The sequence below is a fragment of the Cognatundibacterium rivi genome (assembly GCF_018139565.1).
Lineage (GTDB): Bacteria > Pseudomonadota > Gammaproteobacteria > Burkholderiales > Burkholderiaceae_D > Undibacterium > Undibacterium rivi.
The window spans coordinates 165,341-186,488 of sequence record NZ_JAGSPK010000001.1; the positions used below are offsets into that span (position 1 = coordinate 165,341).

At 50.4% G+C, this 21,148-nt stretch carries 15 protein-coding genes, 1 tRNA gene and 2 pseudogenes; 9 read left to right on the forward strand and 9 right to left on the reverse strand.

Annotated elements, in window-relative coordinates; all coding sequences use genetic code 11:
• Nucleotides 1-9: 9 nt before the first annotated feature.
• A complete protein-coding gene (locus KDM87_RS00740; RefSeq protein ID WP_212677335.1) occupies nucleotides 10-2,370 on the reverse strand; it encodes a PAS domain-containing sensor histidine kinase in 2,361 nt (786 codons plus the stop codon).
• Between KDM87_RS00740 and KDM87_RS00745 the strand changes: the two genes are divergently transcribed.
• Nucleotides 2,360-2,521, forward strand: a complete 162-nt coding sequence (locus KDM87_RS00745) for a hypothetical protein (RefSeq protein WP_212677336.1) — start codon at nucleotides 2,360-2,362, stop codon at nucleotides 2,519-2,521. The two genes, KDM87_RS00740 and KDM87_RS00745, sit on opposite strands and share 11 nt — an antisense overlap.
• Here the strand turns inward: KDM87_RS00745 and KDM87_RS00750 are convergent.
• Nucleotides 2,505-2,984, reverse strand: a complete 480-nt coding sequence (locus KDM87_RS00750; protein ID WP_212677337.1) for a thioredoxin family protein — start codon at nucleotides 2,982-2,984, stop codon at nucleotides 2,505-2,507. The two genes, KDM87_RS00745 and KDM87_RS00750, sit on opposite strands and share 17 nt — an antisense overlap.
• A 275-nt stretch (nucleotides 2,985-3,259) precedes the next feature.
• Here KDM87_RS00750 and dinB point away from each other — a divergent pair, with 275 nt between their 5' ends.
• Nucleotides 3,260-4,438: a DNA polymerase IV gene (gene dinB, locus KDM87_RS00755; protein WP_212677338.1), complete on the forward strand. Its 1,179-nt coding sequence runs from the start codon at nucleotides 3,260-3,262 to the stop codon at nucleotides 4,436-4,438.
• Nucleotides 4,439-4,467: 29 nt separating this feature from the next.
• On the opposite strand, the gene KDM87_RS00760 is transcribed toward dinB, so the two are convergent.
• Nucleotides 4,468-5,589, reverse strand: a complete 1,122-nt coding sequence (locus KDM87_RS00760) for a YbdK family carboxylate-amine ligase (protein ID WP_212677339.1) — start codon at nucleotides 5,587-5,589, stop codon at nucleotides 4,468-4,470.
• A gap of 1 nt (nucleotide 5,590) precedes the next feature.
• Nucleotides 5,591-6,778: a cation:proton antiporter gene (locus tag KDM87_RS00765; RefSeq protein ID WP_212677340.1), complete on the reverse strand. Its 1,188-nt coding sequence runs from the start codon at nucleotides 6,776-6,778 to the stop codon at nucleotides 5,591-5,593.
• A 440-nt stretch (nucleotides 6,779-7,218) separates the two neighbouring features.
• On the opposite strand from KDM87_RS00765, the gene KDM87_RS00770 reads away from it, so the two are divergent.
• The 3 genes from KDM87_RS00770 (at nucleotide 7,219) to KDM87_RS00780 (ending at nucleotide 9,387) form a co-directional block, all read left to right on the forward strand.
• Nucleotides 7,219-7,746 (forward strand): MarR family winged helix-turn-helix transcriptional regulator, encoded by a 528-nt coding sequence (locus KDM87_RS00770; RefSeq protein WP_212677341.1) that lies wholly within the window; start codon nucleotides 7,219-7,221, stop codon nucleotides 7,744-7,746.
• A 176-nt stretch (nucleotides 7,747-7,922) separates the two neighbouring features.
• The gene (gene pal / locus KDM87_RS00775) at nucleotides 7,923-8,444 is read left to right on the forward strand and encodes a peptidoglycan-associated lipoprotein Pal (protein WP_212677342.1); all 522 of its coding nucleotides are present in this window, start codon (nucleotides 7,923-7,925) and stop codon (nucleotides 8,442-8,444) included.
• A 142-nt stretch (nucleotides 8,445-8,586) separates the two neighbouring features.
• Nucleotides 8,587-9,387 (forward strand): serine hydrolase, encoded by an 801-nt coding sequence (locus KDM87_RS00780; protein ID WP_212677343.1) that lies wholly within the window; start codon nucleotides 8,587-8,589, stop codon nucleotides 9,385-9,387.
• 253 nt (nucleotides 9,388-9,640) lie between these two features.
• Here the strand turns inward: KDM87_RS00780 and KDM87_RS00785 are convergent, their stop codons facing one another.
• The 4 genes from KDM87_RS00785 to KDM87_RS00800 all read right to left on the reverse strand — a co-directional run bounded on the left by KDM87_RS00785 (nucleotide 9,641) and on the right by KDM87_RS00800 (nucleotide 14,807).
• Complete coding sequence (locus tag KDM87_RS00785; RefSeq protein WP_212677344.1) at nucleotides 9,641-10,399, reverse strand: substrate-binding periplasmic protein; 759 nt, start codon at nucleotides 10,397-10,399, stop codon at nucleotides 9,641-9,643.
• A 150-nt stretch (nucleotides 10,400-10,549) separates the two neighbouring features.
• Nucleotides 10,550-11,905 (reverse strand): aminotransferase class V-fold PLP-dependent enzyme, encoded by a 1,356-nt coding sequence (locus tag KDM87_RS00790; RefSeq protein ID WP_212677345.1) that lies wholly within the window; start codon nucleotides 11,903-11,905, stop codon nucleotides 10,550-10,552.
• On the reverse strand, nucleotides 11,902-14,310 hold the full coding sequence (locus tag KDM87_RS00795; RefSeq protein WP_212677346.1) for a TonB-dependent receptor plug domain-containing protein: 2,409 nt from the start codon (nucleotides 14,308-14,310) through the stop codon (nucleotides 11,902-11,904). Before KDM87_RS00795 ends, KDM87_RS00790 begins: the two co-directional genes overlap by 4 nt.
• A 420-nt stretch (nucleotides 14,311-14,730) precedes the next feature.
• Nucleotides 14,731-14,807, reverse strand: a tRNA-Arg gene (locus KDM87_RS00800).
• A 230-nt stretch (nucleotides 14,808-15,037) separates the two neighbouring features.
• On the opposite strand from KDM87_RS00800, the gene KDM87_RS00805 reads away from it, so the two are divergent.
• The 4 genes and pseudogenes from KDM87_RS00805 to KDM87_RS00820 all read left to right on the forward strand — a co-directional run bounded on the left by KDM87_RS00805 (nucleotide 15,038) and on the right by KDM87_RS00820 (nucleotide 20,604).
• Nucleotides 15,038-15,577, forward strand: a complete 540-nt coding sequence (locus KDM87_RS00805; RefSeq protein WP_212677347.1) for a c-type cytochrome — start codon at nucleotides 15,038-15,040, stop codon at nucleotides 15,575-15,577.
• 868 nt (nucleotides 15,578-16,445) lie between these two features.
• The gene (locus tag KDM87_RS00810; protein WP_230407532.1) at nucleotides 16,446-19,223 is read left to right on the forward strand and encodes a TonB-dependent receptor; all 2,778 of its coding nucleotides are present in this window, start codon (nucleotides 16,446-16,448) and stop codon (nucleotides 19,221-19,223) included.
• Between the two features lie 38 nt (nucleotides 19,224-19,261).
• Nucleotides 19,262-19,435, forward strand: coding sequence for a hypothetical protein (locus tag KDM87_RS00815; RefSeq protein ID WP_212677348.1), 174 nt, complete (start codon nucleotides 19,262-19,264; stop codon nucleotides 19,433-19,435).
• 48 nt (nucleotides 19,436-19,483) lie between these two features.
• A pseudogene (locus KDM87_RS00820) lies at nucleotides 19,484-20,604 on the forward strand (IS3 family transposase).
• A 106-nt stretch (nucleotides 20,605-20,710) separates the two neighbouring features.
• On the opposite strand, the pseudogene KDM87_RS00825 reads toward KDM87_RS00820, so the two are convergent.
• A pseudogene (locus KDM87_RS00825) lies at nucleotides 20,711-21,142 on the reverse strand (amidohydrolase family protein); the annotation flags it as partial.
• Between the last annotated feature and the right edge of the window lie 6 nt (nucleotides 21,143-21,148).

Consider the following 21,148-nt stretch of genomic DNA (forward strand, 5'->3'; position numbering starts at 1 on the left):
TACCAGGGTTCAGCTGATGGCAGACGCTGGCGGTACGCACGCCGGTAAGCTGAACCAGAATGTTGAGCCTTCGCCGGGGCAACTCAGGAAAAAAATTTCGCCATGCATTTTTTCGACCAGCGCTTTGGTGATGGCGAGTCCTAAACCGGTTCCTCCCTGGCGACGGGTATTGGTGCCGTCAGCCTGCGTAAACGGTTCAAATAATTGCGTCTGAAAATCGAGTGGAATACCGGGGCCGCGATCACTGACGGCAATATGATAATGGCTTTGCTCCCGGTAAATTCTGACGGTCACGCTTTCACCCTCGGGGGAAAATTTAGCCGCGTTCGAGATCAGATTTGCCATTACCTGCATCAGTCTGTCGTGGTCACCGAGGCTCCACGCCTGCATCACTTGCTGTTCCATGATCAGCCCGACGCGCAACGAGCTGGTGTAGGCTTCGTTGGCTTCCATCGCATTGTGCAGCATCTCGATCAGATCGACGGGCTCTGAACGGATATGCATTTTGCCGTTGTTCAGTTTATCGATGTCGAGAATATCGTTGACCAGATTCACCAGGCGCTTGCTGTTATTGTGCGCGATCCGTATCAATTGCCGGGCCGCGTCGGGTAAGGTGCCGCCGACGCCGGATTCCAGCAAACCGAGTGAGCCGCGGATTGAGGTCAGCGGTGTGCGCAGTTCGTGACTGACCATCGACACGAATTCTGTTTTGAGTTGATTAATACGCAAGCGTTCGCTGATGTCCATGACGAAGACGACCCACTCGCGCGGCGAATTTTCCAGATAGCCCAGACCTACCAGCACCGGTATTGCCGAGCCATCCGCACGTCGCAGCATGACTTCGAACGGCGCCGTGGTACCGGTGCTGAGCATTTCTGTATATGCCTGATGTACCAGATACTGATCCGGCTCTGACAACACGACTCGCCACAGAAATTGTTCTGCCAGCAGTTGTTCGCGCGTGTAGCCCGACAACTGACAAAACATGCGGTTCACATCCGTCAGACGGGAGCCGTCACTGCCATACAAAATACCGATCAGGCTGGAATTCATGATGCGCTGTAAGCGGCTCTCGCTTTCGCGTAGCGCATCCAGCGTTTTTCTTTGTCCGGTGATATCTTCTATCATCCAGACCGCCCCTTTTTCATAGGTTTCAGCGGGCAGGGCGCGACCAGCGACGCGCGCCATAAACGACTCGCCATTGGCGCGCCGCAGATACCATTCGAGTTCCACCAGTTCGTCGGCTTCCAGGCTCGGGATTACCGCCTGACCGAAGGCGCGGTAGTCTTCATCGTTGTGGTAAAGAAAAGTGGTTTTTACGCCGATCATGGATTTCGCATCCGGGAAGCGGCACAAATCGGCCAGAGCCTCATTGGCGCGGATGATGACACCATTACTGACGAACATAATTCCCACCGGCGCGTTGGCGATCAGAATTTCCAGCTCACGTGCCAGTTCTTTATAACGGACATTATTCGAGCGCAGCAATTCCTGATTCAACTGCAATTGTTCTTCTGTGCGTTTGCGTTCTGTAATGTCGATGTGGGTGCCGACGATACGCACGGCGCGCTGATTTTCATCCCATTCGACAGCCGCCCCCAGCGACATAATCCAGCGCCATTCGCCTGCCCGGTTTTTCTGTCGGAACTCGGCGTGGTAATCGGTTTTGCCTTTTGAGGCAAAATGGATGCGATAGGCTTCTTTTATTCCGGCAACATCATCCGGATGCACGCTGTGTTTCCAGAAGTAATCCCAGAATGCAAACGGATCGGCAAATTCTTCGATCGAGTGTTCGATCATATTGCTATATTCGGGACTGAAGGTGGCCGCGCCGGTATTGAGATTGATGTCGTACAAACCCTGATTGGAGGCCTGCATGACCAGTCGCCGCTGTTGTTCCGCCGTAATTAAACTGCGCTCGGTCTGTTTGCTGCGGGTCTGATCCATAAAGCAGCCATGCCATAGCAGGCTGCCGTCGGCCTGCAGTTCCGGGCTGGCCTCACCTGCCATCCAGCGTTCTTCGCCACTTCTGAGAACGATGCGGAATTCATGCGTCCAGACGTGCAGATGTTCAGCTGCGGTGCGGACGCTGAGCAGGAATGCAGATAAATCTGCCGGATGTACTTTGCTGAACAGAATATTGATATCTGCGCACAGTTCCGCCGCAGTAAATTCAAACAAGCGTTCGACCGCCTGGCTTACATAATTGAAACAAAAGCGTTCGGCGGAAAAACGTTGATACTGAAAAAAAACGGCTGGCAGAAAGCGCGAGAAATTATTCAGCAAGGCCTGGCTGACTTTCAGTGCGTTCAGCTCTGCTGCCGTGATCTCTGCAGCAGCCGGGTTTGGTGGCGTTGGTGTGACAGACATCAGCTTGCTTAAAAAACAGAAAAAATGGGCAGAAAAATTGGGTGATCAACGCACTACCGATATCATGCCCGTGACCGGCAGCGAGCCGCTGCTGCCGTTGGCGCGTATCTCAGATGACAGCAGTAAGCCTGATGTTATGGGTGCTGCGTGATGATTTGATTGAAGAAATCATACACGCCTTGCTCACTCATTTTGCGTGCATCCGATAATTCACCGCCTTTCGATGCAAACAAGACACTGTTATCTGCTTTTAAAACGACAGCGGCCGGAATGCCTTTCTTAATCGGGTTGCCGTAGCTGTTTGCCAGCACCAGATTTTTATCAAACTGACCAACATCGACTTTGACCAGCACGAATTTGCTGGCGATCAGGGCAGCGCTTTGTCCTTGCATAGAACGATCGAGCTCTAGACAATCTTTGCACCAGTTCGCGCCGAAAATCACCAGCACTTTTTTGTTAGTGGCCTGTGCCTGCGTCAGCGCCTTGGCAACTGCAGCAGGGGCATCGGCCGTTTCGTCATATGGTCTGGCAACATCGGCGTGCGCGACGTTGAGTGCAAGACCAAGAGTGCATGCGGAAATGAGTCTGAAGATAAAGGAGAAAGTTTTTTTCATGCTGAAGCCCGAGGAAAGGAAAACTTTCAGATAGTGACGTAATTTTTGTGCTTTGTCATCGCTGATCTGGCGCAAAACAGGTGTAATTAACTGTATGTTTATACAGTTTTGTGACAGAAAACAGATAAAATAGACAGATTCAGGACAGTGATACGTGGGCTTAACAATTCATTCATTGTGATTCCTGCAAATGTATCCGGCACATGAAAATCAGATGACCAGGATATTGATGTCTTGTCTATCGCAGATGAAATTTTCTTACTGATATTGTCAATATGACGCTGACTCCAACGTTGAATCCTGAGTTGATTCATACGCGCCGCATTGCGCATTTAGATATGGATGCATTTTATGCATCCGTAGAGCTGTTGCGTTATCCGGAACTGAAAGGGCATCCGGTTGTGATCGGCGGGCGTCAGGAGTATGCGCCCATCGTTGATGAAGATGGCAGTCGCCGGTTTTTTTATCTGAAAAATTATGCGGGTCGCGGCGTCGCGACGACTTCCACATATGAGGCGCGCGCACTTGGGGTTTTTTCTGCGATGGGTCTGATGAAAGCGGCGCAATTAGCGCCGGATGCATTTTTATTGCCGGCGAATTTTGATGCGTATCGCCATTATTCAAGGTTGTTCAAAAATGCCGTTGCCAGTATCGCACCTGAGATTGAAGACCGGGGCATCGATGAAATCTATATTGATTTGAGCAGCATTCCTGAAGAGTCGGCGACGCTCGCTGCAAGAATTAAACAAGCGGTTGTCGCGGTAACGGGCTTGTCCTGCTCAATTTGCGTCGCGCCGAACAAGTTATTGGCCAAGATCGGTTCCGAGTTAGATAAACCCAATGGCTTGACGATTTTAAATGCGGCCGATATCCCGCAGCGGATATGGCCTTTACCTGTAAAGAAAATAAATGGCATCGGCCCAAAAGCAGCGGAACAGTTGCTGCGCCTGAATATCGTCACTATCGGGCAATTGGCCGAGGCTGATCCTGAAATGCTACAGAATACCTTCGGGCGAAATTATGCGTTATGGCTGTATAACAGTGCACGCGGTATCGACGAGCGGGAAATCACAACAAGTTCAGACCCTAAAGTGATTAGTCGTGAGACGACTTTTGAGCGTGACTTGCATGCACATCGTGATCGCGAAACGTTGTCGGTCATCTTTACCGATCTCTGTAAACGCTTGAGCAATGATCTCAGAAATAAAGGCTATGTCTGTCGCACGATAGGGATCAAGGTCCGGTACGCGGATTTCCGTATTGCGACCCGGGACATCCGATTGCCAGCGACAACGGCAAGCGCAGAAGTGATCCGCCGGTATGCCGGTGAGTGTGTACGCCGCTTACCTTTGGATCAAAAACTGCGCTTGCTCGGTGTGAAGGCCAGCAGTTTGTCTAAAGCAGGAGCTGATGAAGACAAAACAAAGCAATTGCAAATTGATTTGTTCAACTGATCATCGTCACCTATTCGGATGTATACGCATCAGACGGCCTGACGAAAGCGCTGTATTGCGGCATTGACCATCCCTTCGGTACTGCCACTTTCATCATATTGATGACGAAGATAATGGGCGTCGTTGCCTACATGCGCAATTTGTTCTAAATGCGAGAGCGCTTCCTGGCTGCCGAGCGTTGCAGCATAAGGTTCCATGCGTCGCAGACTGGTTAAAATGTCTTCGCGTAATGAACAACCGACATAAGTCTTGGGATGTACCACGGTTCCATCAAGGCCGAAGCGGCATGCCTGAAAGCGGTTATAGTTGTAGACAAGGTAGTCGTCTTCTTCTGGTGCTGCTTCGCGTTTTTCTAACAAATAGGCACATAGCATTTGCAGATAGGCGGCCAATGCTGCCGCCCGTTCCACTGTCAGTGGCGTATCGCAGACGCGGAGTTCTATCGTTCCGTATTCAGGTTTTGGCCGGATATCCCAATAAAAATCTTTCATGCTTTTGACGACACCGGTCTTTTCCATTTTCGCGAAATACTGATGTTCAAAATCGTCCCACTTCAATAGAAATGGTGCGCGGCCCGATAAGGGAAACGCAAACACCGAGTTCAGCCTGGCGGAATTGAACAGGGTATCGCCGCCCTGAACGTAGGGCGATGACGCCGATAACGCGATGAAATGCGGAACATAGCGGCTCAGTGCATGCAACAGGAACAAAGCGTTGTCGCCAGAAGTGCAACCGATATGAACGTGCTGCCCGAAAATCGTGAATTGTTTGGCCAGATAGCCATACAGTTGCGAAACCTCTTTAAAGCGTGGCTTGGAATAAATTTTCCGGTCGGTCCATTTTTGAAACGGATGTGTACCGCCACCGCAGATACCGATATTGAGCCGGTCTGCTGCCGTTACGAGTGTGTCGCGTATCTCTTGCAGTTGCTTTTCTATGCCGTTGTGATTGCGTTGAACATCGGTACAAATCTCTATCATGCTTTCCGTAATTTCGGGCGTGACGTTTCCCGGAAACGGCGCGCGTTTCAGGAGATGCAATAAATCAGGGCTGGCGGGTGTTAAATCAAAACTCGATAAGCTGATCAATTGCAACTCAAGTTCCACACCGACCGACAAGGCTTCTGAATCGTTGAATATTTCTAATGGCATGTTATTTCTCCGAATGTTCAGGGGTTTCCTGCGCCCAGATCAGTGCGCGTTGTGTTAACAGCGGGCCGATAATTTCCAGCAGTAAGGTCATCGCGGCCAAAGCTGTCAATTCATCGACTAAAGCGATACCCAGATAGCGTGTTTGTTCCAGCATCAGAATGACAAAAACCGAAATGGGTGACAGCGCCAGACCCGTCAGCAGACCTTTGCGATAGGTGATTCCGCTGATGCGGGCAAACGCCGTACTGGCTGCGGCTTTCGTGAGCAGGCGGGCACAAACCAGCAGAATACCCAGACCTGCGCCTGCCCAGACGCGTGACCATTCCAGTGTTGATGCTGCATAAAAAAACAGCATGACTGTCAGCATATCTCCCAGCGCGCCGAAATTGCGCTGCGCCTGATTCAGCGTTACGCGCCGGTGACGCGCCATTAAGCCAAAACTCAGCGTGGCCAGGATAGGTGAAAGTTTCGCGACATGAGTCAGTGCCACCAATGCGATGACGGCAAAGGCAAATGCAATCGTTGCATCGCGCGCCAGACTGCCAAGCTCACGCAACACCAGCGGCAGTAAAATGCCAAACGCTGCACCCAGCAAAGCGGATAAAACTAATACCTGAAGGCTGCCGGTGATCGCTTGCAAGATACTGCCGGAGCTCTGGAATATCCAGAAGGCGACAACCACCTTGAACGTGAATACGGCGAGCACACAATTTATCGCGGTCAAATGCAATATCCGCTCTGTCACCTGACCCGCGCTGCGCTGTTCGTTGATGACGCGCAGAATCCCGGCGGGAGAGGTCGACATCGCCAAGGCGGCAAGCAATAATGCGGTGAAGTTAGTGCTCCCGTACCATTGTGCGATAGCAAACACGACGATAAAGCTCACGCCTGATTCGAGCACTCCGGTAATGCCTATCCACGGATTGGTGCGCAACCAGCGTAAATTAATCCGGTAGCCAAATTCAAACAGAATCAAGCCGAAGGCAACATTGGCCATCAGCAGTAGGGAGCTATTATCCGGCAGCGTTAAGATGCCCCATTGCACATTCGCCAGAGCAAAGCCACATAAGCCATAGCTGCTGATGCGGGGTAAGCCAGTCCATCGATACAGAAATTCCCCAGCCAGCCACGTCAGGGCAATTGCTAAAGGCCACATGAGTTCGGGGGTCATAAAATTGATGTCGGGCATGCTTCCGCCTTTCTTAGGTTTTATGTTGATCGCATCACATCGTTGAACAAATGTTCAGGTATGGATGCAGAGAAAGTCGCCATGTTTCCAGCAACAAGATGTGGGCGGATCACCTTGTCGCTGAAGCCGCAGATGTTCAGTGCCTGTTGACCTGAACCTTACCTGGGCCGGTTCAGATTTGTATCGGATGTCCAGCCAGTGTTGCAGGTGTAGTTGTTGTCGTTTAGCCCGTTAAATTGAGATGCTCAGGCGGGTACCACTGAATTTAAATTAATGGATGACAGCAGATTGCGATGCGGTCGGATGCACGTTGCGCTGACGATTCCCGTCGCTGAGGAGGCAGAGATGCCGGAACAGACGCAAAAGCATCAAATACATTCAAGCAAATTATATTTGCGTAAATATATATATGATACACTTTAAATCGTTGGAGGTTCTTAATGACGAAAAAAGCCATCTCAAAAAAGGCAAAAGTTTTAGTGGTAGAGGAGAGCGATAGCGATGCGCAGGCGCGTCTTGAAATATTAAAAAAAATGCGCATCGTGATTCGTGCTGCTCAACAGCATTCCTTATGGATAGAAAAGCAATGCGGTGTGAATGGCGCGCAGTTATGGCTGATGCAGGAGCTGCATGAAGAACCTGATTCGCGCGTAGGAGAGCTGGCGAAAAAGCTGGCGATTCATCAAACCACGGCGAGCAATTTGCTCGATGGTCTGGAGAAGCGTGGCTATGTGAGCAAGATGCGTGATCCGAAAGATCAGCGGGTGGTCAGAGTCAGTTTGACGGAAGAAGGAATGAATGTATTTTTACGTTCCCCCAGACCGGCACGTGGTTTATTGCCAGAAGCATTGCGGCAGCTGGACACCGAAAAAATCCAGGAATTGAACAGCGGGCTGCAGGGCTTGCTCGACAGCATCGATGCCCTGGATGAAGGATTCGCATTGTTGCCGCTGCCCTTTACGATGTAGTGGAGTAAAAAAGAACAGCCGAAAGCCGAATTTTGCTTTCTGTGATCGCCTCCCCGTTGGGAGGATTTTTTTAGCTTTTTGAAAAATTTGTTAAGCATGGCGCCGGAAAATCAGGGGATGCCGGAGAACATGCTCATTACCCAAAAGCCCCGAATTTACTTCCGAAGGAGATTCAAATGCGCGTTCTTACTCTGGCAAGCAGTTTTACCATCGCGACTGCATTACTTGCCGGTTGCAGCACACCACCGAAAGTGGCAGAAAAACCGGCGGAAGCGCCAGCAACGCCTGTGGTGCAAGACAATCGTGCGGTCGCGACAGTCACGGCGCCCGTGATTGATCCCTTAAATGATCCAAAAAATATCCTGTCCAAGCGCAGCGTTTATTTTGATTTTGATGCGTATGTGGTGAAACCTGAGTATGCGAATATTGTCTCCGCGCACTCAACTTATATCCGCGACGGCAAAAGTCGTAAAGTCCTGATTCAAGGCAATACCGATGAGCGCGGTGGCAGCGAATACAATCTCGCACTGGGTCAGAAACGTGCGGAAGCCTTGCGCAAGGCGATGGTGATGTTGGGTACACCGGACGGCCAGATTGAGGCCGTGTCATACGGTAAAGAAAAACCTAAGGCCACTGGCCACGACGAAGCATCCTGGGCAGAAAATCGCCGTGATGACATCGTGTACACCAGCCGCTAATTCATCATCGTCTGTGTTTCTCATTGGTCCCTACTGCACCAGCGGCAGTGGGGACTTTGATCTTTAAGAATGTGCGTTAACGTGTGTGTTAAAAGTGAGCGTTAAGAGTGAACTACATGTCGCACACTGCAGCAAATATAAAATGATGCGACTACGATATCTGGTATGGATTTTCTTTTTTTGTGCAAGCAGTGCTTACGCGAAGTCATTTGATTCGGAACATATTCTGGTGGTCGATGATGCCAGTGGAAAAGTGATACTGGAAAAAAATGCGAATAACATTACACCCATTGCGTCACTTACCAAGCTGATGACGGCGATGCTGGTGATTGACAGCCATGCCGCCATGGATGAAAAAATCACGGTGGAAGAAGCTGATGTTGATAAGGTCAAGCACAGTTCCTCACGCTTGCCTGTTGGCAGCACTTTAACGCGCGGTGAAATGCTGCAAATTGCATTGATGTCGTCAGAAAACCGGGCGGCTTCCGCGCTGGCTCGTCATTATCCGGGCGGCTATCCGGCGTTTGTGGCCGCCGCTGCGGCCAAGATGAAAGCGCTTGGAATGACGCAGACGGTGATCGTCGAGCCGACTGGTTTGTCGCCGCAAAACGTGTCCACCGCCGCAGATTTAATGAAACTGGCAAAGGCGGCATCTCAATACAAACTGATCCGCGAAGTGACCTCGGATGAGGCTGAGCAACTGCATGTCAGGCGCAGGGATATCGAATTTCATAATACCAACAGCCTGGTCGGCAAAAATGGCTGGAAGATTTTGCTGTCCAAAACCGGATTTACGAATGAGGCGGGCAGTTGCCTGATCATGCAGATACTTATCGCAAAAAAGAAGGCAACGATGGTCATATTGAAGGCCAGAGCCAAATCGACCCGGTTGAGAGATATCGTCAATATTCGTCGCCTGCTGGAAGCCCGTTTTGATGACTGATATTCGCCTCAATGCAATCCTTGCGTGATTCAGAGGCAGGAGTTCAGAACCAGCCAGCCCGTTGCAACGGCATTGCCGGGCTGATTTAGCGGTGATTTGACCGGAAATATACTGGGGGGGAGTATTATTTAAAGCCCTTTAAACATAAGGACATGAAGCCTATTTCATGAAAAAGCAGGGGGAGTATATAGAAATGCCCGCTCTTGCAGCATCGATATAAGCACAAATATCTGTGTAGATATCAGTACAGACATCAGCGCAGATATTTGAGCCGCAGCTTATCAAACAAGCCTGATTGCTGCACTTTTTCAAATGCTTTGCGTAGTTTTTTGACCAGCGCTGGGTCGCTGTTTTTACTCATCGCCAGATAATAATTGCTGCTGCCATCAAGTAAGAGCAAGGGTTCAAGTTCATCCATCGTACGGTTCTGCGATTTCATTAAAAACGCGGCACTCCAGTTCTGAAAAATGGCCAGATCAACGCGTCCCATCAGAAATTTTTTCATATTGGATTCATCGGTGGGAGCGTAGTCGACCGCGCTGTCAGGAAACTGTCCTTTACGCATGAATTCCTTCGCTGACGCCATTTCCCGTACCAGCCCGGTTTTATACGCACTGGCATCGCTCAGTGTTTTGATTTGTATATCGGTGCGGGATTTCAATTTGTAGAGATAAATCTGGCGGTTGCTGAGCACGCCTATCCACTCAAACTGCGCATCACGCTCGGGCGTGCGGGTCATGGAATAAATCAGGGTATTCGGTTGTTGCAGCGCCCGTTGATACGCGCGTGCCCACGGTATCAGTTCTATCGGCGCTGTCAGCCGCGCTTCCTGCAGAACTGCCTGGACGATTTCGGTGGAATAGCCAGTGACGCTGCCGCGCTCTTCGTAATTCAGCGGCGGCAAACTTTCGGTGACCACCGATAACTGACTGGTGCTGGCGTATGCGGGTGCCAGACTGCAAGCGCAGAACAACCAACAACCGGATAACAAAAAATAAGCAATGCGAGGCATACCTGATTTTAACAGTTGGATATGCGTGACGGTGAGTATCCGGCCATCGTTGACGGCTATTATTCACATAGTTACATAGTTACATAGTCACATACTCACATCACAGCGCGTCACATCGTATTTCCTCAGATGGAAATACGATGATATGCATTATGCCGCGGTCACTTTTTGCATCGCTGCGAGCAAGGCATCAATATGTGATTCAGGAGTAAAAATTCCCGGCGTGACTCTGATGCAGCTGCCCGATACCAGGCCGTTACGGGGAACCGTAAAAACACCGTGTTGCAAGGCGAGCTGTGTTGCTAATCCAGTGGTGTCTTCAGCCCTGGTTTTTCCTTTCAGACGGAATGCGCTGATGGCGCTGCTGAGTCGCGCATCAGATGATGCCAGCACAGCTACGCCCTTGATCTGGCGCGCACCTTCGACCCAGCGATTACGCAAATACTGCAGCCGCGCCTGTTTGTTTGCCACGCCGATCGCTGCGTGCAGATCAAGCGCTTTCGGCAGGCTCAGGTAAGCGGCAAAATTCAGTGTGCCGGTGTGTACGCGTGTGCTGATGTCGTCGCCATCTGGCTCACCCAAATACGGGGCAATATCGCGCACGCGTCCACGCTTGATGTACACCGCACCGACGCCGACCGGTGCTCCTATCCATTTGTGTAGATTAATCCCGACGAAATCTGCCTGCAAATCGGGGATGCGCATGTCGAGCTGACCAAAGCCGTGGGCGGTATCGACGATCACATCAATACCGCGTTCGCGCGCCAGCCGGGCAATGTGGGCGACCGGTAAGACCATGCCGTTGCGGTGATTAACATGCGTGAGCAACATCAATTTAAGGCGTGGATGCTGATCCATCGCTGCCACATAGGCGGCGACCACGGCATCGTAAGTGAATGGCTCGGGCATATTGATCTCCACAACATTGACGCCACGGCGTTGCTTTAACCAGCGCATGGTGGTGATCATATTGTCGTAATCGATATCGGCATACAGCACGCTGTCACCCGGATTCAGGCGCTGATAACCTGCAATCAATACCTGTAAGGCTTCGGTTGCTCCGCGCGTCAATACGATTTCATCGTGGTGAACGCCGAGTGCTTCCGCGGTACGTTTACGCGCAGTTTCGAACTCGGCCGGAAAGCGCACCCGTCCGTACCAGGCGTTGCCACGGTTCACCATTGCCAGTTGCTGCTGATAATCGGCCAGCACTAACTTTGACATCGAACCCCAGTATGCGTTGTCGAGCAATATCACTTCGTCCGTGATGTCGTATTGGGCCGCGACTGCATTCCAGTAAGCGTTATCCCGCGCTAGCGCCGCTGGTGTTACGCCCACCGGAGCGACCGGCAAGGCTGTTGAAACCTGTGATGCTGGTGATGTCTGGCTTGCCGCACCTGCGCTACCGGATGCCAGCGGCAGTGCTCCCAGCAGGGCTCCTGAACATAATAAGTGACGGCGTCTGGCATCGACTATTTCTTTGTTTTCCATACTGTGACCACTCAAAATTTCACCTTGTATTCAACGTAAAGGCTGCGACCATCCGTATCATAAGGCGCATTACGTGAGTAAATCAGACCTCGGCTGGCCTGGAAGCTGGCTTCGTCGGGGTATTTGTTAAGCAGATTATCGATACCGGCGCGTATCGATTGCTTCTGACTGAGTTTGTAACTGACAGCGATATCGAGAAACTGAATGCCGCCAAAGCGCTGGAAAATATCGCCGGTCGCATTGCCGGAATTATCGGTCCAGGCACCGTAATAACGGACGCGCGCCAGTGCATCCCAGTTGCCGCTTTCATAGTTACCGCTGATCGTTGCTTTATGGCGTGGCAGACGTTCTTCGAACACCTTGCGCTGTGCCGCATTGGTCGCGACGCTGGATTTTCCGCTGTCAACCGTGGTTGTATTGTAGTTATACGCCAGTGTCAGATTCAGTTTTCCGTCACCCAGCTTACTCAGATGACTACCGACGATATCGATACCGCGTGTCGTGGTGTCGAAGTCATTCGTGAAATAGCTGACCGAGGTGTAACGCAGCGGATTCGCAATGCCTGCTGGCACCGCAAATGAAGCCGAGGTGCTGAAGCGGTCTGTCACTTTAATGTTGTACACATCGACAGAACCGGAAAAGCCCAGCGTATTTTTCCATGTCAGACCGAGCGACAGATTTTGTGATTTTTCTGGCTTCAATGGCTGTGCACCGAGCAGAATCGCGAGCGGATCATTATTCGCCAGACGTCCGCTGGTGAACAGCAAGAGCGTCTTGGTATCCAGACCCTGGCCGGTGCTGTTGGTATTCGATTGCCCCGGTGTCGGTGCGCGGAAACCAGTGGAGTAAGAACCACGCAAGGCCATATCGGGATTCAATGTATAGCGCGCCGACAGCTTGCCGTTGACGGTATTGCCGAACTCTGAAAAATGTTCATAACGTACTGCCGCACCCAGATTCAGCGCTTTGCTGACCGGCGCTTCGACGTCAAGGTAGGCGGCATAACTATCCTGACCCCAGCTACCGGCTTGCCTGTCGCTGAAACCCGGTGCGCCGTTAGAATTCGCGTCCAGCCCTACAGCAGCACCGGGGCCGACGGTATAAGAGGCGACCTCACCGGCTTTGACGCCATAGGTTTCATTCCGGACTTCGGTACCAAACGCGATATTGACTGGTTGCGCCATGGATGCGACGGGTAACTCATAGTTGACGTTCGCATTCAGAATTTTTTCTTCCTGCGACAGACGTCCGAGGTAAAACGCCGTCGGGCTGGCAGGTCCCATCGATGCATTAATGGAATTTGCCAGCTTATAGTCGATGCGGTTGCGACCGTAGGAGGCACTGACATCCCAATTCATGCGTTCACTTGCCTGACCACGCAGGCCAGCAACGAACTGCACATCATCCTGCTCATTCGAATAGCTGGGGCTGAAACCGACAGGGTACAAACGACGCAAATCCCAGCCGGGGAATACGTTGCTGGTCTTGTAAGCACCGGTGCTGGTGTCCGGATTGCGCCAGTTAAAATCAGAAGTGCCGTCACCGCTGCTGTATAAGCCGTAGCTGTACAGCGTCATCGTGTCGCTGAGGTTCATGCTGGCGTTGAAACCGATACGTTTGTTGTCAAGTTCCGGCTGGCCCCAGCGCTGTACCGGATTCGGTACATTCAGTTCCGGGTGCGCTGCCTGAAACGCAATCGCATCTGCCCGCTGGCGGGTGCGTGAGGTTGGATCAGACTTCGCCAGCGCGCCGAAGATCGTCGCTTTTCCGGCGTCGCCAAAGGTGAAGCCCGTTTTCAGATTCACTTCATTACTTTTCCCATCTCCTTCGGAATATTGTGAATGGCGAACCGAGATTTCCGTACCCGGCGTATCGTCAAGAATGATGTTGATCACGCCGGCAATCGCGTCTGAGCCATATTGTGCAGAAGCGCCATCGCGCAGAACTTCTATGCGTTTGATTGCGCTGACGGGAATCTGCGCCAGATCTGCGGCTTGCGCGCCGCGCGACCCGAGCAGTGCACTGCGATGAAAGCGTTTGCCGTTAATTAATACCAGCGTCTGATCAGGTGATAAGCCGCGCAAAGTGGCAGGTCGCACAAACACCTGACCGTCCGCCATCGGCAGACGCTGCACCACATACGATGGCACCAGTTGTGCCAGCACGTTATTCAGATCAGATGAATCGACAGAGCGGATATCTTCCCGGTTAAACACATCGACCGGTGCCATGGTGTCAAACTGGGTACGATTGCTGCCGCGCGTACCGGTGACGATCACCGCCTGCGCCCCTGCATCTTCATTGCTGGTCATGGCTGGTGTCGTCAGATTATTTTGCGCTTGCGCTTGCGGAATCAACAATGCATTCAGGCTGCACAGTAATGCCACGGCTTGTGCGATGCGGGTACGGGATAAAGTCATTGGATACGTTCTCTGAGTTTAAGTCTGTCAGGCAACTCCGTATTTCGCAAAAAATGTTAACAAATTGCAGTAATCATCACGAAGTTAATTTTACTCACATTAAAAGCATTTAAATCTTGCGAATGATGCGAAGCAGTCAGATACTAAGAACGAAATGTTTCTCTGGCGTGACATCTATTATCTATCTCTTTGCGGATATCACGGATAGACAAATCAGATGTGAAATGTTGATGTTTGGCAACAGCGAGGTAAGTGATTTGCCCTCGGAGCACATGTTCCGAGCGGCCAGCGGTATCGCAGAGAGCGGATGCAGTTACTCAGGAAGATCACCTGTGATCAGCACGTTACAGTATTTTTTGAGGCAAAGCCTTCAACTGGCGAATGCAGAAAATAATGCCGGAGAATGAGAGAAAGGAAGTGTGGTGCGCCAGACACGAATCGAACGTGCGACCCCAGCCTTCGGAGGGCTGTACTCTATCCAACTGAGCTACTGGCGCGATGAGGATGTTGCAAGGCCAGCATTTTAACCTAATTTCCGGCGTTTCTTGTAAATCACTTCGCGCTTTTTGTCGCAGATGATCAGCAGATTCGCTGATACTGATCAGAGAAACGCCGCTTTTCGTTCCAAACCCTTATCTTTCGCTCTATAATCAAAAACTTTGATACCAGCCACTTCCAGTCGCTGGCGGGCAACCGGAACGACCATTTCATTTGCAACGAGGAAACCATGAGCGACGCGCACGACGAACACGAATCAGCGATTAAGACACCAAAGCAACTTATCGTTGCGATTCTCGCCGGATTTTTGGTCCCCATTATCGCTATTGTTTTATTGGTTCAATACGTAGCCAATGATAAAAAAGTTGGCGCTGGATCATCTGCGCAAACGCCGGAAGCGATTGCCGCACGTATTCTCCCGGTCGCTGATCAGGGTTTTACGTTCAAAGACAATACCGGTCCTAAACAATTACAGTCGGGCGAAGCCGTCTATAAAATGGTTTGCTCCGCATGCCATGACTCCGGTGCTGCCGGCGCGCCCAAGTTTGCCGATGCTGCAGCCTGGGCGCCACGAATTGCTCAAGGCTACGATACAGTGTTAACGCACGCGCTTGGTGGTTTGCGCGCAATGCCAGCCAAAGGCGGCAACCCAGATCTGGACGATGTCGAAGTTGCCCGCGCTATGGTGCATCTGGCAAATGCTGGCGGTGCTAAATTTAAAGAGCCAGAAGTTAAAGCGGCAGCAGAGGCGGATGCTTCAGCGAAATAAACACTGCAGCGTCATTGGTACGATCAATGATGCGACTAATTAAATGTAATAAAAAAAGCCCTCGTTTTTACGAGGGCTTTTTTGTTTGTTGCCTGGCGCAAAATAAGTCTCTGATGCCAATAGATACGTAAAACATTCATGCTGCGTAAGCGCAGGTCTTAAATATGCAGCTGCTTTTACCTCATTGCTTGCATGCTGATTTATACGAGGTTCATGCTGCAACATTCCGAAAAATATGTTTACTCCGCTTGAATTGCAAATTTCCATAAAATGGTGCAAAAATATTTTTTGCCACAAAATGGTGCAAATAAGTCAAATTTCTTCTCCCCTAGATCTTTTCTCCTCATAAAAGCAACCCTTTCCAGACGTAAATAAAAGTAAATCTATTTGCTATTTTTTAGCTCTCAGCAGGCATTCTTCAGGCATTTGCGATGATTTGATAAATAAAATGCAGATTGAACAAAAAACGACAATCGATCAAATAATTTATATTGCTTTGCACAAAAAAGAAGCGAGAGTCTGACAGACGTTTTTTTATTGAAAAATCGATGTTGTTTTTTTGCGAAGGCAAAAGAAACCGTGATTGACACCATATGTGTCCAGATGTTTTTATGACGAATAATATTTTTTTGACAGAATTATTTACATAAATAGGTTCGTATGAATGGGCTTATTTACACAAAACAAAAGCTATCGCAACGTGTAAAAATCTGCAAAAAATATTTAACGGGGTGTTGGACATTGTGTATTGAAACAAGATTGATTCATTTTTGATCGTAAAACATACACAAAAATAACAAGCGGCAGAGAATGGTGTTTTCCATCGTTTCTTGTTGCTTATTGTTTAATTGGATACTTAGGAACTCACATGTCAAAAAATATAGTATTTAAAAAAACGCTGGTTGCCCATGCGTTGACGATCGCGTTTGGTGTCGCAGCATTACCTGGTATGGCGATGGCGCAAGAAGGTCTGCAAAAAGTAGAAATTACCGGTTCGAGTATCAAACGTACTGAATCAGAAGGTGTTGCAACGACCCAGATACTGAGCCGTAAAGACATCGAGCAAACAGGCAAGACTTCTATCGCTGATGTTGTTCGCAGTATCTCTGCTGACAACAACGGTAGTATCAGTGGCTCTTTCACTAACGGTTTCGCTGGTAGTGCTTCTGGCGTTTCTCTGCGTGGTCTGAGTGTCAGCTCCACTCTGGTGCTGATCAATGGCCGCCGCACGGCACCGTATGGTTTCGGTGATGACGGTCAACGCAGCTTCGTCGATCTGAACTCCATCCCGCTGGATGCAGTTGACCGTATAGAGATCCTGAAAGACGGCGCATCCGCGATTTACGGCTCTGACGCTATTGCTGGCGTGGTTAACGTGATTCTGCGCCAAAACTACGTTGGTCAATCTGTGGCTGCCAATGTCGGCCAGTCTTCCCGTGGTGATGGCCGCAATCTGAGCGCTTCCGCTGCGATCGGTTTCGGTAATCTGCAAGAAGACAAGTACAACGTCTTCATGACGATTGACGCGAAGAAACAGGAAAAAATCTGGCAAAAAGACCGTAGTGACTACATCGGCCAGGCTGATGCACGTCCATGGGGTGGTCGTGATCAACGTGGTGGTTTCATCACTTCAGGTAATGGCGGTGGTTCCAACACGCTGGGTACTGTACGTCCTGTGAATGCTACTGGTGGCACTATTGCTGGCCGTGGCGTTCGGCAATTACCAGGCACTTGCTCCGCTGTAAATCTGGATCCAGTCGGTGGTACATCTCTGGACAATGCAGGCGGTGGTTGCTTGTTTGACCCAGTCGCCTACCAAACTATTCAGCCTGAAACACAAAACTTGAATCTGTATGCACGCGGTACTTTTGCCATCAATGAAAATACCACAGCTTACACAGAACTCGGTTTGTTTAACAGCAAGGCAAAAACCCAGACCACTCCATCCGGCCTGACCGGCGCTGGTTTCGATTTGGTCAATGCCCGTGTCAACAATACTGGTACAGGTCCTGACCAGTTGTTGCTGCCTATCGGCCATCCAGACAATCCATTCACTGATGCACGCGCACGTCCGCGCTGGATTGACGCTTCACGTCCACGTACTGCTGATATGGAAACTACTGTTACCCGTTTCCTGGCTGGCGTAAAAGGTACAGTTGCTGAGTGGGATTACGATGCTGGCTTCCTGTATGCTGAAAGCAAAACAGACAAGACACAAAACGGTTACTACCGTCAATCCGCATTAAAAACAGCGATCAACAACGGTACTTTCCGCATCGGTCAAGGCCGCGTCAATACACCTGAAGTGCTGGCACTTGTATCGCCAACACTGTTTAACTCCGGCGTGACCAAGAACACATCGGTGGATTTCAAAGCCACACGTGAGCTGATGCAGTTGCCAGGTGGTGCTATGGGTATTGCGGTTGGTGCAGAATATCGCAAAGAAGAAACTAACAGCGATGCAACGCCTTACACCAATACCAATGATATCGCTGGTCTGGGTTATTCGGCTGCCAAAGGTTCACGTAACGTCAGTGCGATCTATACAGAGTTGGCTATCCCTGTGCTGAAATCGCTGGAATTCCAGTTGGCTGCGCGTTCAGACAAATACTCTGACTATGGTCGTTCAACAACACCAAAAGTTGGCTTCAAATTCACACCGACCAATACCATCGCGTTCCGTGGTACCTATGCTGAAGGTTTCCGTGCTCCTAGCGCGGCAGAGAACGGTGATTCAGCTGTAGCAGCATTTACCAACATTGCTAGTGACCCAGTTCGTTGCGCTGTGACAAAATTGGCAGCTGATTGCTCTTCACAAAGCGTTGGTGCGATCACGATCGGCAATAAAAACATCAAACCTGAAACATCCAAGAGCTACAGTCTTGGTCTGGTTGTAGAACCGATCAAGAACTTCAGTATCTCCCTGGACTGGTGGAAAATTGTTCGTGATGGCGAAATCGGTGGTTCTGACCCAGGTGCGATTGTTAACAATCCAGCTGGTTACCCAGATGCACAAATCGTCCGCGGTGAGCCAACAACCAACTTCCCTGGCTTGGTAGGTCCTATCCTGATGGTAAAAGCGCCTTACCTGAATGCTGGTAAGACACAAACTTCCGGTCTGGATCTGGATATGCGTGCGAAGTACGACATGGGCTCTAGCGGCAAGTTGAATGCCGGCTTGGTTGTGACTTACATGAACGAGTTTAAGAGAACTGATGCCGATGGTACTACGCATGAATTTGCTGGTACTCATGGTGATGTGAACCTGTCTGGTGATGGCGGTACTCCACGTACTAAAGTCAGCGTCAGCATGGGTTGGGAACGTGGTCCATGGACATTGTCGGGCAACGTCAATTATGTATCGAGCATCAGCGACACCAATGAAATCGGCGGTGACTGCCTAGACGTTGATGCCAACGGTAAGCCTTACCTCGGTTGCCGTGTAGCTTCTTTCACGACAGTTGATGTGTTCGGTAAATGGAAATACTCCAAAAACCTGGAGTTCACAGCATCGATCACTAACTTGTTTGACAAGATGGCACCTTTGGACGTCCAAACTTATGGCCGTATCAACTACAACCCATCCCTGCATCAGTCCGGCGCAGTTGGCCGTTACTTCAATGTTGGCGCACGTTATACATTCTGATAAGGATGTAGACGGCGGATATCTGTAAAAAACTGCCCATGGCTGTTGCTACGACGGACAGCATGGAGAGCGGTGAAGTGCAGTATGTTGTCATTGAAAAATCCCGCAAGCTTGCTTGCGGGATTTTTTTATTATGGCTTCTCAAAAACAGTCAGCCCTTGCTTCATATTGAAGAAGCATTAATTATGCGAGCGACGTCTCCCCTCATTTGAGTAGCACACGGAATTAGATTCTAATCCCATCCAGTAAGGAGATTAGACATGAAGAAGCCTTTTTCAGAAGAACAGATCAACGGTTTTTTGCGCGAAGCGGAAGCTGGATTACCACTCAAAGAGCTATGCCGACTGCATGGATTCTCAGAGGCAAGTTTCTATTTTTGGCGCAGCAAGTTTGGCGGCATGAGCGTATCCGACGCCAAGCGACTCAAGGAATTGGAAGCCGAGAACGCGAGACTTAAGCGCATGCTGGCGCATTCCTTGCTGGAAAATGAAATCACGAAAGAGGCACTGCAAAAAAAGTGGTGACCGCACCAGCACGACGTGATCTGGTGCGGCATATGGTTCAACGAGGGCTAAGCGAACGCCATGCTCTGCGCATTGCAGACATGAGTGCCAGCGCGTTGCGTTACGAGCTTCGTCCGGATAAAAATGGTGCTCTGAGAGATCGCATCATCGGACTCGTCCACCGCCATCGCCGTTACGGCTCCGGGATGATCTATTTGAAGCTTCGTCAGGCGGGCTTGCAAATCAATCACAAGCGTGTTGAGCGACTCTATGCGCAATGCGGCCTCCAGGTAAAACGTCGCAAGCGCAAGAAGGTGCCGGTATCTGATCGGCAACCATTGATTCGGTCGGATGCTGCCAATCAAGTCTGGTCAACGGACTTTGTCTTCGATCGGACTGCCGAAGGCCGTGCGATCAAGTGTTTGACCATCGTGGATGATGCTACGCATGAGTCGATTGCTGTCGTGGCAGAACGCGCTATCGGAGGATATCCTTTGACACGGATGTTGGATCGGTTAGGTTTCAAGCGAGGTCTTCCCAAGATCATTCGAACTGACAACGGCACAGAATTCTGTGGTCGTGCCATGTTGACCTGGGCACACCGTAGAGGAGTGCAACTTCGACAGATTGAGCCGGGCAAACCGAATCAAAACGCGTACATCGAGTCATTTAATGGAAGATGACGGGATGAATGTCTCAACGAACACTGGTTCGTCAGCTTAGCCCATGCCCGCACTGTAATTGAACGCTGGCGGAGGGAATACAAAGAGGAACGACCGAAGAAATCCTTGGGTAGGCTGACGCCGTCAGCCTACGCTAGGCAACTGGCCACGAAAGCGGCTATATTAACCCCTGACTCTAAAGCCGGTTGCTACTGAATACGGGGAGACGTCGATTTGAGCCCTATCTATCCAAAAGCCCTGACCCATATCGGACAGGGCTTTTTTTTTGGGGGGGGGATATAGCTGATACTCAGGTTAAATCTTATAGATTCTCTTTAACGCGGTTGCTTGCTTCGTAAGTCGCCGCAATACTGCGCTCATCTCCCAATAACGCCAATGCAAACAGCAATTCTTCCAATGAATCACAGCTGGCAGTACGACGTTTCAGAAGTGGTGTGGCTTGCGGGTCGAGTAGGATAAAGTCTGCTTCTGCACCGGCCACGAAATTACCGATACAGCCTTCCAGTTGCATGCTGCGTGCGCCGCCTAAGGTGGCGAGATAAAACATCCTTGTTGCGGGCAGATAGGTGTTGCCCATACGGGCCACTTTGTATGCGGCGTTCATCGTTTGCAGCATAGAAAACGAGGTGCCGCCACCGACGTCGGTGGCTAGTGACAGTGGGACGTTTTGGGCTTCGGCTCGCTGAAAATCAAATAAACCGCTGCCCAGAAACAGATTGGACGTTGGTATCAGAGGCGT